Genomic DNA, 12,549 nt, shown 5'->3' on the forward strand with positions numbered 1-12,549 from the left:
TGAGAGGCAATCATAGGCCTCGAGAAATCAGGGTTTGGCGTCCGGTTCTTTCACGCCCTGCTGGCCATAGAGCTGCAGCGTGACCGCACCCTCGGCGCCGCGTCGGAAGCCGGCGCGAACGCCGCTGCCAGCATGGATGAACTGCAGGGGCTCGGCAGCCTCGATGGGTGTCAGCAGGTAACGGTCGCCGTTGGGAAAGACCAGGGTCAGCTCGGCCTGCGCCCGCTCGACGACGACGCGCGGCCCGGAAGCACCGAAGGCGTAGCGCCCGCCCAGGCTGTCGGCGGCGGCCGCGTCGAGCCGGGCGCGGCGCACACGCGTGTCATGGAACTGCGGCCAGCCATAGGTGCGCGACAGGCCCACCAGCACCTCATGGCCCAGCCCACGCCCGCCCTCCCCGTTGGCCAGATAGACGGCGCCATCACCGGTGCGCAGATTGAGCACCATGCCGGCGTTGTAGCCGGTCGTGCCGCCGTAGTGCACCAGGAACTGCTCACCCCCTTCGCCGACCAGGCGGAAGCCATAGACATGGCCGTGCACGGGCTTCTCATCCAGCAACGCCTTCAGGCTGGCCTGGCGGAACACGGCGCTGCGCCCGTGGTAGCCCTTCCAGACCTCGGCCAGCAGCAGGCCCAGGTCGCCGGCGTTGGACCACAGCCCCGCCGCGGCGCTTTCCGGCAAGTGCAGCCAGCCACCGGGCACCGTGGCGCCGCTGTCGGCATGGCCTTCGGCGATGTCGGCGCCAGGTGACTGCAATGCAAACGTGGCCGCACCGAGCTTGGCGGGCTGGAACAGCCAGCGCCGCAGCAGCGGCTCGAACGCCAGGCCTTGCGTGTCCTGCAGGGCGATCTGCGCCAGCGTGTAGCCCCCGCCTGAATAGCGCAGATTGGCGCCGGGCGTGTCCAGCACTTCGGCCCGCGGCGTGTTGACGCCGGCGGCTCCGGCAACGATGGCCGCCAGAGACGGCACCGGGCCGCCTTGCGCATAGCCGGGATAGCCACCCGGCGTGATGCCGGCCGTGTGGGCGAAGAGATGGCGCAGCGTCACCGGATGCTCGGCGCTCTGCTTGCCCGCCGGCAGGTGCACGCTGCGCAGCAGCGTGTCGACATCGCGGTCCCAATCCAGCCGGCCCGCATCCACCAGGCGCAGCGCCGCCAGCACCGTGACCGGCTTGGCCAGCGAGCCGGCCTGGAACAGCGTGCGGCAAGACAGCGCCGGCTTCTGCGCCGCACGCACGCCATAGACGGCCGACCAATCGAGCTTGCCACCCCGGATCACCGCCACGCCCAGGCCGGGCACATGCTGTTCCGCCATGCGCGCGCTCAGGGGCTGGGCCTGGGTCTCGCCCTCGAACACCACGCTGGGCAGCATGCCCTGTTCGAAGGCCGTCCGCCTCGCAGCGGCACCGGGCTGCTGTGCGCAGACGCGGCCCTCGGGCGCCGCATGGGCTGCGCTGGCCAACGCGGTGCAGGCGAACAGGAGGCGCAGGGCTTGGGACATGAGGGAGACCGCTGAATCGGGGTGGGCGACAATGTAAGGTCTCGCCCGAACACGGCCCCCGATGCAAGAAAACAATCCTGAACTCGAAGACGACGACGACTTCGACCGCCCCAGCAAGTCCCAGCTCAAGCGTGACTCGACCGCGCTGCAGAAGCTCGGCGACGATTTGCTCGCCCTGCCCGAGAGCCGCTGGGAGCCCCTGGCCCTGCCCGAGATCCTGTACGACGCGTTGCGCCACGCCAAGAAGATCACCAACTTCGAGGGCAAGCGCCGCCAGATGCAGTACATCGGCAAGCTGATGCGCAAGATCGACCCGGAGCCGATTCGCGAAGCCGTCGCCGCCTTCAAGCTCGGCCATGCCCAGGACAGCCTCAGGCTGCACCAGTCCGAGCGCTGGCGCGAGCGCCTGCTGGCCAGCGACGACGCGCTGCAGGAGTTCCTGGCCGAGCATGCCGATGTCGACATCCAGCAGCTGCGCAGCCTCGTGCGCGCCGCGCGCAAGGACGCGGCCAACGAGCCGGAGAAGCGCAGCGGCCGCGCCTTCCGCGAGCTGTTCCAGTTCATCAAGGCCTCGGAAGTCGCCGCCGAAGATGAGTGACCCCGTCCCTGAAACCGTTCGGATAGGCATCGTCTCCATCAGCGACCGGGCGTCGACCGGTGTCTACGAGGACAAGGGCCTGCCGGCCTTGAAGGACTGGCTGACGGCCGCCCTGCGCAATCCCATCGCCTTCGTGCCCCGGCTGATCCCCGACGAGCAGGCCGGCATCTCGCAGGCGCTGATCGACCTCGTCGACGCCGAAGGCTGCGACCTGGTGCTGACGACCGGCGGCACCGGCCCCGCACCGCGCGACGTGACGCCCGAGGCCACGCTGGCCGTGGCCGACCGCGTGATGCCGGGCTTCGGCGAGCAGATGCGCCAGATCTCGCTGCACTTCGTGGCGACGGCCATCCTGTCGCGCCAGGTCGCCGTCATCCGCGGCAAGGCCCTCATCATCAATCTGCCCGGCCAGCCCAAGGCGATTGCCGAGACGCTGGCCGGCCATGAGAAGGCCAGCGGCATCTTCGCCGCCGTGCCCTATTGCATCGACCTGATCGGTGGGCCCTATCTCGAAACGCGCGACGAGATCTGCAAGGCCTTCCGGCCCAAGTCGGCCGTCCGCCCCACCCAGGCCTGACGGACTCGCAGCCATGGCGACGTCCGCGCTGTCCAGGTTCCAGGGGATGGCCGGTTTGTCGAGCGGACTCAAGAACCTGCTGCTCGCCTTGCTGGCCCTGTGGTACGCCTTGACGGCGGTCACCTTTGTCGAAGAGCTGACCGGCACCGACAGGTATCGCGCCTCGAATGAAAGCCCCGCCCTGATGGGCCTGACCGCCCTCTCGGCATGCCTGGTCCTCGGTGCGATGGGCGCCTGGTCGAAACGTCGAACCTGGCAGGTGCCCGGCATCGCTGCGATGATCTATTTTGTTCTCGAGGTCTCCCGAGTGATGAGCTTGCCAGGCCCGGTGGACTGGCTGTACGAAGTCCTTCCGATGGCCATCGCCTTCTCGGTCTGGGCGGGGTTGGCCATCGCGGTGTCGCTGCTGCTCAGGCGGTGGCTGGCCCCCGTGCTGCACGGCCATCGTCGCCTTCATCTGGCTGTCGCGGGCATTGCAGGCCTGGGCACCGGCTTGACCGTGCTGTTGCAGCCGCAAAAGCTGCAACTGCTTGTCAACCTCTTCTACGCCATCTGGCCCGGCGATGCGGCCCTTCAGGACGACTTCCTGCTGGCGCTGTACTACGCGTTGGGCGGCATGGCGGCCGGCTTCACGCTGAGCCTGCTGTGGCCTGCCCATGAGGGCCTGCCCAGGCTGCCGGCTCTCGCACTGGCCGGCTGCTGGTGCGCGCTCGCGGCAAGTACGCTGCTGGATCCGGTCAACAGCCACGCCTGGCTGTACCGGACGCCGGAACCGCCACCCCTGGTCTTGCTGCTCCTGCCCATCCTCGCGGCCCTGTTCATGGGCATCTGGCTGGCGCGCTGGCCGTCACGGTGGGCTCGCCATGCCTAGGCGACTTGCAGCCCTCGTTCTTCTGGCCAGTGTGGCGAGCACGGCGCAAGCCTGCTCCTGCATGGCACCGGGCCCGGACGAAGCCGCGAACTGGCGCGAGAACTGGAAGCATGCGCAGGCGGTCGTGCTCGCCGAAGTAGTCGGGCAATCGTCCGAACCGGCGACCGCCTGGTTCTCGAGGGACCATGTCCTTGGCTACAAATCGCCCTTGCACCGCCGCCCGATGCTGCATCTCGTCGTGAAGCACCGCTGGAAAGGCGAACTTGCCGATGGTGCGGCCTTCGTGGTTGAAAAGCTCGAAGGGGCCGCCTGCGGCTACGAGCGCTGGGCGCAAGGCGCCAGCCATCTGCTCTACCTCCACAAGGCCCAGCACTGGGTTGCCGGCCTGTGCGGTTCATCGCGTCCGGTCGTCGACGCGGCAAGCACGATCCAGCAACTGGACGCGGAACTCGCCCGATTCCTCGGGACGGCGAGCGTGCCTAGCCGATGACGGCGCCCGGCACCGCCGACTCATCGAGGGCCGCCACCACCTGGTCCAGATCGCGGTTGCTGCTCAGTCCGAAGCCGCCCACGACGCGCTGCCCGCCAGCGGCCCGGCCCGAGGCCGTGTGCACGCCCACCCAGGCATTGCGGCCCGAACGCTTGGCCGCATAGAGGCCCAGGTCGGCCAGGTTGACGACCTGCTGCCAGCTGCGCGCCTGGGGCCGCTCCATCTCGAAGGGCACGCAGGCAAAGCCGATGGAGCAGGTGACGTCCAGCTCGATGCCATCGTCGAGGCGGAAAGGCCTGTCGGCCACCGCCGAGCGCATGCGTTCGGCGAGTTCCTCGGCCCGTGAACGGTCGGTGTCGCGCGCCACCGCAAGGAATTCCTCGCCGCCCCAGCGCACCAGGTAGTCGGACTCGCGCATGACGGCCCGCAGCCGGGCGCCGAACTGCACCAGCACCGCGTCGCCGGCCGCATGACCATGGCGGTCGTTGATGCGCTTGAAGGCGTCGATGTCCAGCAGCAGGAAGACGCTGTCCGTGTCCAGCGGCTGGCCGCCTGCCGCCAGCACTTCCTGGGCACGGCGCAGGCCGACGGCCAGGTCCTGCTCGATGTGCTCGCTGAGGAAGCGGCGGTTGTGCAGGCCGGTCAGCGGGTCTGTCACGCTGCTGCGCTGCAGTTCGCGCGACTTCTGTTCCAGCGCCTCGTGCAGGGCGCGCAGGGCGGCGGTGCGTTCGCGCACCTTGTGCTCGAGCTCGAGCTGGCGATGGCGCAGCAGCCGGGTGCGTGCCGCCACCGTCAGCAGCAGCAGCAGGACCAGCGTCAGCCCCAGCGCTGTCCGATACCACCAGGTCTGGTGCCAGGCCGGCTGCACCGTCACCGGCAGGGCCAGGTCGCGCTCGCCCCATTGCCCGTCGCGATTGGAGGCGCGCAGGCGCAGCCGGTAGTCGCCCGGCGGCAGGTTGGTGTAGACCACCTGGCGGTGAGCCGCATCGGCCGCCATCCATTCGTCGTCATAGCCTTCGAGCTTGTAGGCATAGCGGTTGCGCTCGGGCGCCGAGAAATCGCTGGACGAGAACTCCACCGCCAGGCTGTTGCCGTCGGCCGGTACATCCAGGGGCTGGGCGTCGCCGGGCGCAAAGGCGACCGGGCGACCGCCGATCTGCACGTCCACCACCAGCACCTCGGGGCGGTAGGTCCAGACCTGCAGCTTCTCCGGCAGCACCACGGTCATGCCGCCGGCGCCGCCGAAGAGCAGTTCGCCGCGCTCGGTGCGCGCCGCCGAACCCGTCCAATAGGTCGGGAAGACGACACCTTCGGCGCGGCGCAGCGCCTTGACGGCCATGCGGGCCGGCTCGATGCGCGCCAGGCCGTTGTCGGTGCTGGCCCAGACCTGGCCCTGCAGGTCCTGCAGCAGCGCGTTGACGGTGCCGTCCGGCAGGCCCTGCGCGGTGCCAACGCGCACGATGGCCTCGCCACCGCCGGGCGCCGGCAGCACGTCGATGCCGCCGCCATAGCTGCCCACCCAGAGACGCCCCTCGCCGTCCAGCATCAGCGCCGTGACAAAGCCGGCGGACAGGCCCCGGGCCAGCGTCGGGCCGGCCGGGTATTGCACGACGGCGCCGCTCAGCGTGTCGACGCGGTTGAGGCCGTTGCGCGTGCCGACCCAGAGTTCGCCGCCGCTTCCGCGGGTCAGCACCATGATGCGCTGGTCGGTCAGGCCGGGCGCCGCCGGCGTGACCGCGGCGGCGCGGCCGCTGGCCAGGTCCAGGCGCCACAGGCCGTCGAACTGGCCACCGATCCACAGCGTGCCGCCGTCGGCCAGCAGGGCCCAGGTGGAAGCCGCCGGGTCGCGGCCCGCCAGCGTCACGCGGCGCAGGCGGCGCCCGTCGGCGTCGGAGCGGTAGAGGCCGCGCTTGGTGGCGATGAAGACGTCGCCATCGGCCACGCGCACCATGCCGAGCACGATGTCCGGCGGCAGGGCAGCCTCGGGGCGGCTGGCGTCGGGGCGCAGGGCATGGGCACGGGAGCCGGCCGCATCGAGGATGTCGATGCCGCTCTTGTGCGTGGCCAGCCACAGCCGGCCCTCGGGCATGGGCAGGATCCAGCTGATCTCGGCGCTGATGAAGCGCGAGTCCAGCGCGTCGCCGATCTCGGCGCTGGCGCCCAGGCGGGTCAGCACGCCGCCCTGGCGCGGGTCGTGGCGGCTCAGGCCGCGGTTGGACGCGGCCCAGACCAGACCGGCGCGGTCGCGGTAGAGGGTGCGCAGCGCGTTGTCCGCCAGGCTGACCGGCCAGGCCGGCACATGGCGGACACGCCGGCTTTCCAACCTTTCGAAATCCACGGACACGACGCCCTGACCCAGGGTCGCCACCCACATCTCGCCCGGCTGGGTTTCAAGCAGGCTGGTGATCTGGCTGTTGGCCAGCAGGTCTTCCCTGCGGGCCACACCGGTCTCGTGGACTTCCACGGCCGGCGCATCGCCCTCCTCGGCCAGCACGAAGACGCCCTGGTGCACGCCAGCGGCCCAGATGCGCCCGGCGCTGTCCTGGGCCAGGGCCAGCGGCTGCACGACGCGCCCCGCGGCCAGGGTCACGGCCTGCAGCGGCACGCCGGCGGCCGGGCGGCGGAACAGGCCCGCGGCACTGCCGATCCAGAGTTGGCCGCGCCGGTCGCGCAGCAGGCTCCAGACCTGGGCGCCCGCAACCTCGGCCCAGGCGCCACTGGCGCTGGCATGCTCGATGCGTCCGCTGTCGGGGTCGAGATGATCCAGGCCGCCATCGGTGACGATCCAGAGTCCGCCGGCGCCGTCATCGGCAATCTGGCGCACGCTGACGTGGCTCAGCCCGCGGGCGCCGCCGACGGGAATGGCGACGAAGCGATCCGTCGCGGGGTCATGCCTGAGCAGACCGGCGGCACTGGTGCCCACCCAGAGCCTTCCCTTGGCATCGCCATGCAGGGACTGCACATAGTTGTCCGGCAGCGCGCCCGGCCGCTGCGGGTCGGGCTTGTAGACCTTGAAGCGGTAGCCGTCCCAGCGCGCCAGGCCGCCCAGCGTGCCCACCCACAGAAAGCCCTGGCCGTCTTCCGCCAGGGCTGTGGCGATGGCATTGGGCAGGCCCTGCTCCTGGCTGAGATGCTGGAAGCTGATGTCGGCCAGGCTGGACCAGCGCTTCTGGGCAGGCGTCGCCTCGGCCCCGAGCACGGCCACGGCCGTCGCCAGGCCGAGAGCCAGGCGCAAAGCCGAGGAAAGCCGCAGTCGGAACTCGCGTAGAAGCACAGCAGGCCGTCACGGGGATGGGCCGTTACGGCCCGGAAGCGGCGATTCTCATCCACGCCGGCCCTCCTCCCGGCAAGCCAGGCCCCGGTCAACGGCTATTTGCGCCGGCTAATCGCCGTACTGCACCCAGTCCGTCGGGCAGGCGGCGACCTTGGCCGGCTTCCTGGCCGTGCTGTCCGCCACCCAGCATTCGTCGAAGACGGAGCAATAGCAGGCCTTGACGCTGACCTTGCCCGGCAGTTCGCTGACCCGCGCCCACAGCGCGGTGTCGGCCGACCTTGGGACATGCAGGAAGTGCTTCTCCTCGCCGGGCCGCAGGATCTCGCCGTTCACCGTGGAGAGCTGCCAGGTCAGCGCGGGCGGCTTGCCTTCGCTGCTGCAGCAGGCCTGGAGCAATTCGCGCACGCTCTTCACCGGCTTGCCCTCGAGGCGCACCTCCATGCCGTCCACGCGGGCCGGGCCTATGCCCTTGTTGCTCAGCGTGAAGCGCTGCAGCGTGGGCTGGCTGTCGGCATCGACATTGCTCGTCGAGTAGTTGACGCTCGGCCAGGACGTCGCCGTGACCATGCGGGCATTCGCCTCGGCCATCTGCTGCATCACGTGGCCGTGATGGATGGCGAGGTAAAGCGAGACCAGCGACACCACGATGGCGCAGACCGAGACGGCGATGTCGAACCAGCGATGGCCGCTGTGGCCGCCATGGTGATGCGAATGGACTTCCGGCTCTTCCAAGACTGCGCTCCCTTGTCGATGTGGGCGCGCAGTCTAGGGGCTACTTGACGAGGCGATTCATCTCCGCGGCGTCGAAGGCCTCGTCGCGCTGGGCGTCATCGGGTACACAGTCGCCCACGGGCCGGCCGGCCTGGGTCGACAGCTTGCAAACCGCGTTCCACAGCAGGGCGATCTGGTGCTCGTGGCCCGAAGCGCTGTCGATGAGGCCGCGCATGGCCATGGCGACCGGGTCGTCGCCCTGGGTCACGCCATAGGCCGAGAAGCCCATCTTGGCGGCCGCCTCCTCGCGGGCCTGCTCGCTCTCGGCCTCGATGATGCGGGCCGGGTTGCCCACGGCCGTGGCGCCGGCCGGCACGGGCTTCGTGAGTACGGCGCCCGAGCCGATGCGGGCCCCCGCACCGACCGTGAAGCCGCCCAGCACGCAGGCATTGGCCCCGACGATGACGCCCGGGCCCAGCGTCGGATGGCGCTTGGCGCCCTTCACGAGCGATGTGCCGCCCAGCGTCACGCCCTGGTAGATGGTGCAGCCCTCGCCGATCTCGGCCATCTCGCCAATGACGATGCCCATGCCATGGTCGATGAAGACCTTGCGGCCGATGCGCGCGCCGGGATGGATCTCGATGCCGGTGAGGAAACGGCTCCAGTGCGAGGTCCAGCGCGCCAGCCACTTGAAGCCGCGCTGCCAGAACCAGTGGGCGCGGCGGTGCATCCACAGCGCATGCAGGCCGGGGTAACAGGTCAGCACCTCCCACGCCGACCTGGCGGCCGGGTCGCGTTCGAGGATCAGGGCGATGTCTTCGCGCAGGCGTTGAAACATGGCGCGGAGTCTAGGAGCCCTGATTTGGGCCTGTTGCGGCTGAGGTCTTCTGCATCTGGCGGGCGATGCCGCGCAGGATGTGGACCTCCTCGTTCGTCAGGCCCGCCCGGTTGAAGAGCTGGTTCAGGCGCGGCATCAGCTTCTTGGGTGCCGCGGGGTCGAGGTAGTCGATGTGAACCAGCGCCGCCTGCAGATGCTCGAGCAGGCCCTGCACGGCGCGCGCATCCGCCAGTTCCGGATCGGGCGTGCGTGGCTGCACGCCGAATCCGCCGACGGCCTGGCGCAGGTCATAGGCCAGCAGCTGCACGGCTTGCGCCAGGTTGAGCGAGCCGTAGTCGGGATGGGTCGGGATGCTGAGCACCGCATGGCAGCGGTAGACGTCCTCGTTGCTCATGCCATAGCGCTCGGAGCCGAACACCAGGGCCAGGCGCGGCGCGGCCTCGCGGGCGGCGAGTTCGGCAAACAGCGCGCGCGGCTCGCGCGTCGGCGGGCCGAAGTCGCGCGGCGTCATGGCGGTGGCGCAGGCGAAGTCCACGTCATCGAGCGCCTCGGCCAGGGTCTCGACGACGCGGGCCCGGGCCAGGATGTCGGCCGCGCCGCTGGCCATGGCGACGGCCTCCTCGTGGCAGAGCACGTCGGGGAAGCGTGGTGCCACCAGCACCAGGTCCTTGAAGCCCATCACCTTCATCGCCCGCGCCGTCGCGCCGACGTTGCCCGCATGGCTGGTGTTGATCAGAATGAAACGTGTGGATTCCACGGGTTACTACGGGGGCTGCGGCTAGAATCCGGCGATTATCCGGGGCGTCTCATGGCGCCCCGCCGCTCTTTCCCTCTGTCAGCCCCTTCTTCCCAGCGAGTGCCACGCATGCTGCAAACGTCTCACCATCCCATGCTCAATGTCGCCATCAAGGCGGCACGTGCGGCCGGCGCCCTCATCAACCGCGCCTCGCTGGACCTCGAAGCTCTGCGCATCAACACCAAGAGCCCGAACGACTTCGTCACCGAGGTCGACCACGCCGCAGAAGGGGTGATCATCGAGACGCTGCTGGGCGCCTACCCGGACCACGGCATCCTCGCCGAAGAGTCGGGCCGCACCCACGGCGCCAAGCATTCCGAGTACGTCTGGATCATCGATCCGCTGGACGGCACCACCAACTTCATCCACGGCCTGCCGGTCTACTGCGTGTCCATCGCGCTGGCCCACCGCGGCGTCGTGCAGCAGGCCGTCGTCTTCGACCCGACCCGCAACGACCTCTTCTACGCCACCAAGGGCCGCGGCGCCTTCTTGAACGACCGCCGCCTGCGCGTGTCCAAGCGCACCCGCATGAGCGACGCGCTGATCGGCACCGGCTTCCCCTTCCGCCGCGGCGACAACTTCAAGCGCTACGTGAAGATGTTCGAGGAAGTCATGCAGCACTGCGCCGGCCTGCGCCGCCCGGGCGCTGCCGCGCTGGACCTCTGCTATGTCGCGGCCGGCTATTACGACGCCTTCTTCGAAACCGGCCTGCAGCCCTGGGACTTGGCGGCGGGCTCGCTGATCGTCACCGAGGCCGGCGGCCTGGTCGGCAACTTCACCGGCGAGGCCGACTTCCTGCACCAGCGCGAGGTCGTGGCCGGCAACCCCAAGATCTACGCCCAGCTCGTCACCATGCTGGCGCCCTACACCCGCGTCATCAAGGAAGAAGACATGGCCGCGCCGGCCGCGCCTGTCGTCGAGGTGGTGCCCGCGGCGCCCGCGCCCAAGAAGCGCGCTCCGGTGCGCATCAAGAAGGATGCCGGCGGCGACGCACCGGTCTGAGCCTGCAGCGGATCCCCGAAACAAGCCCTCTCGCGAGGGCTTTTTCGTTGGATCGCCGTGAAGGAGTTCGCGCTAGAAGCGCCTGCGGGCTAACCCGATCATTCGTGTGTGACTTCTGCACGGCCGCACCCCTTACCCAAGGGAGGGCGGCTGGACAGAATGCGTGCTGCAACGCGGCCACAAGCCGCTTCAACCAGACCCACCCACTTCACCGAAAGACGCTTCCGATGTTTGCCCGTTCCGCTGTCGCCCTCGCCCTCATCGCCGCTGCTTCCCTGGCTCACGCCGATGCCAAGGTCCTGAAGAAGGTCGCCCCCGAGTACCCCGGCGAGGCCGTCAAGAAGAACATCACCGCCGGCAGCGTGCGCGCCAAGATGACCATCGCCGGCGACGGCAAGGTCTCCAGCGTCGAAGTCGTCGAAGCCGAACCCAAGCGCGTCTTCGACCGCGCCGCCACCGAAGCCCTGAGCCAGTGGAAGTTCGAAGGCACGGGCGCTGCCCAGACGCACGAAGTCAAGCTGGTCTTCAAGTCGGAAGACTAATTCGGCGCTTCGCTGAATCAACAAGGCCCGCGATGCGGGCCTTGTTCTTTTATGGCTTTGCCCGCGGCGGCACGCGAGTGTCCAAGGGCTTGGGGCTGAACTGGGGCTCGAACTTGCAGGTCGCCCCCAGCACCGCCCTCGCCTTCTCGCAGCCCACCGCCACCCCTTCCGGCGTCGGCTTCTTCCCCTGCGTGGCCCAGGCCGACAGCGCTTCCAGCAGCGCCGCATAGGTCGGGTCGCTGAGATAGCTGTGGTCGCGGTCGCCGGTGAAGGTCTGCACCAGCCCGGCCGAGCGTCCAGCCGCCGCCATCGTGCGCCCGAAGCTGTCCTGCAGTTCGACCATGGCCGTGCCGTCGTGGATGCCATGCACCGTGAGCACCGGCACCGGAATGCGCCCGCCCAGGTCGGCGTCGGCCGCCAACGTCGCCACCGCCTTGGCATCGGCCGTGTAGCGCAGCACGCCAGCATTGAGCGCCGCGTCGTCGGCCGAGCCTGAATAGACCACCCCGATATTGCCGAAGGGACTGGCGCCGCCGGTGCGCTTGAACACCACATCCTGGAAATGCCAGGTCGCCCAGTTCAGATGCGCCAGGATGCTGCGCTCCGGGATGCGGATCACATCGGTGATGGCCTTGACCTTGGCGGCCTGCTCGGGCGTGCGCTCGGCGGGCTTGCTCAAGGACAGGCAGTCGTCGACCCGCCGCGCCAGCTCGGCCTGGGTCAGCTTCGCGTCGACCGGCAGCCCGACGTTCAGCGGGTACTGCGGCTCGCTGGGCAGCGGATGGTTGCGGCACAGATATTGATAGACGACGCGCAGGTCGAGCCGGAAGTCGTAGCTGCGCGTGCCGCCGCCCAGCACGCCGGCCGTCAGCAGCACGGCGTCATAGGGCTTGCCCTCGGTGAAGAGCTCGGCGCCCTTGGCCGCCACGCTGGCGCCCCAGGACTGGCCATGCAGCCAGATGTGCTTCGGTCTCGCCACCTTGGCGATGAAGAGCTGCCGCAGCCGCTCCGTGTCCTCGGCCGCCGCGGTCACCGCGACGCCGCCCTGTCGGTAGCTGGACGCCGCCCAGGCATAGCCCAGGCGGGGCATGACGGTCCAGCGCTCCAGGTCCTCCACGACGCGCCTGGCCGTCGGCGCGCCGAGGAAGGGCCCGCCGTGGGCATGCAGCACCAGCTCGCCATTCCAGGCCTTGGGCATGGCGATCAGGTAGAAGGCGCCGGCGCTGTCCCGCCCGGCCAGGCAGGCCGTGCCCTCGCCGACATGGGGCGGGCAAACCGTCGACACGGGCGGGGTCTCGGCCGCGGTGTCGAAAGCGGCGGCGGGCAGGCCCGCCGCCAGCGCCATCCATG

The 12,549-nt window shown here is 69.7% G+C and carries 12 protein-coding genes; 6 read left to right on the forward strand and 6 right to left on the reverse strand.

Annotated features, from left to right (window positions below):
* Window positions 1-27: 27 nt before the first annotated feature.
* Window positions 28-1,500: a serine hydrolase domain-containing protein gene (locus AC07OY_RS21525; protein WP_495044626.1), complete on the reverse strand. Its 1,473-nt coding sequence runs from the start codon at window positions 1,498-1,500 to the stop codon at window positions 28-30.
* Between the two features lie 61 nt (window positions 1,501-1,561).
* Between AC07OY_RS21525 and yjgA the strand changes: the two genes are divergently transcribed.
* The 4 genes from yjgA (at window position 1,562) to AC07OY_RS21545 (ending at window position 4,036) form a co-directional block, all read left to right on the forward strand.
* Window positions 1,562-2,098 (forward strand): ribosome biogenesis factor YjgA, encoded by a 537-nt coding sequence (yjgA, locus tag AC07OY_RS21530; protein ID WP_495044627.1) that lies wholly within the window; start codon window positions 1,562-1,564, stop codon window positions 2,096-2,098.
* Window positions 2,091-2,675, forward strand: coding sequence for a molybdopterin adenylyltransferase (gene mog, locus AC07OY_RS21535; protein ID WP_495044628.1), 585 nt, complete (start codon window positions 2,091-2,093; stop codon window positions 2,673-2,675). The genes yjgA and mog overlap by 8 nt, the downstream gene beginning before the upstream one ends.
* Window positions 2,676-2,688: 13 nt before the next feature.
* Window positions 2,689-3,546 (forward strand): hypothetical protein, encoded by an 858-nt coding sequence (locus AC07OY_RS21540; RefSeq protein WP_495044629.1) that lies wholly within the window; start codon window positions 2,689-2,691, stop codon window positions 3,544-3,546.
* 61 nt (window positions 3,547-3,607) lie between these two features.
* Window positions 3,608-4,036, forward strand: a complete 429-nt coding sequence (locus AC07OY_RS21545; RefSeq protein ID WP_495044630.1) for a hypothetical protein — start codon at window positions 3,608-3,610, stop codon at window positions 4,034-4,036.
* Here AC07OY_RS21545 and AC07OY_RS21550 read toward each other — a convergent pair.
* The 4 genes from AC07OY_RS21550 to AC07OY_RS21565 form a co-directional block, all read right to left on the reverse strand.
* Window positions 4,026-7,271, reverse strand: coding sequence for a ligand-binding sensor domain-containing protein (locus tag AC07OY_RS21550; RefSeq protein WP_495044631.1), 3,246 nt, complete (start codon window positions 7,269-7,271; stop codon window positions 4,026-4,028). The genes AC07OY_RS21545 and AC07OY_RS21550 overlap by 11 nt on opposite strands.
* Before the next feature lie 147 nt (window positions 7,272-7,418).
* Window positions 7,419-8,042 carry a hypothetical protein gene (locus tag AC07OY_RS21555; RefSeq protein ID WP_495044632.1) on the reverse strand — a complete coding sequence of 208 codons (624 nt, stop codon included), beginning with the start codon at window positions 8,040-8,042 and terminating at the stop codon, window positions 7,419-7,421.
* A 40-nt stretch (window positions 8,043-8,082) separates the two neighbouring features.
* A complete protein-coding gene (cysE, locus tag AC07OY_RS21560) occupies window positions 8,083-8,859 on the reverse strand; it encodes a serine O-acetyltransferase (protein WP_495044633.1) in 777 nt (258 codons plus the stop codon).
* A 10-nt stretch (window positions 8,860-8,869) separates the two neighbouring features.
* Window positions 8,870-9,616 carry an RNA methyltransferase gene (locus AC07OY_RS21565; protein ID WP_495044634.1) on the reverse strand — a complete coding sequence of 249 codons (747 nt, stop codon included), beginning with the start codon at window positions 9,614-9,616 and terminating at the stop codon, window positions 8,870-8,872.
* A 108-nt stretch (window positions 9,617-9,724) separates the two neighbouring features.
* Here AC07OY_RS21565 and AC07OY_RS21570 point away from each other — a divergent pair, with 108 nt between their 5' ends.
* Both AC07OY_RS21570 and AC07OY_RS21575 read left to right on the forward strand, forming a co-directional pair.
* A complete protein-coding gene (locus AC07OY_RS21570) occupies window positions 9,725-10,657 on the forward strand; it encodes an inositol monophosphatase family protein (protein ID WP_495044635.1) in 933 nt (310 codons plus the stop codon).
* A 227-nt stretch (window positions 10,658-10,884) separates the two neighbouring features.
* A complete protein-coding gene (locus AC07OY_RS21575) occupies window positions 10,885-11,199 on the forward strand; it encodes an energy transducer TonB (protein ID WP_495044636.1) in 315 nt (104 codons plus the stop codon).
* Window positions 11,200-11,248: 49 nt separating this feature from the next.
* Here AC07OY_RS21575 and AC07OY_RS21580 read toward each other — a convergent pair whose 3' ends face one another.
* Entirely contained in the window at window positions 11,249-12,544 is a 1,296-nt protein-coding gene (locus AC07OY_RS21580) for a hypothetical protein (RefSeq protein WP_495045052.1), read from the reverse strand.
* Window positions 12,545-12,549 lie beyond the last annotated feature (5 nt).

It is taken from the genome of Roseateles sp. GW821-FHT09H10, from assembly GCF_059415865.1.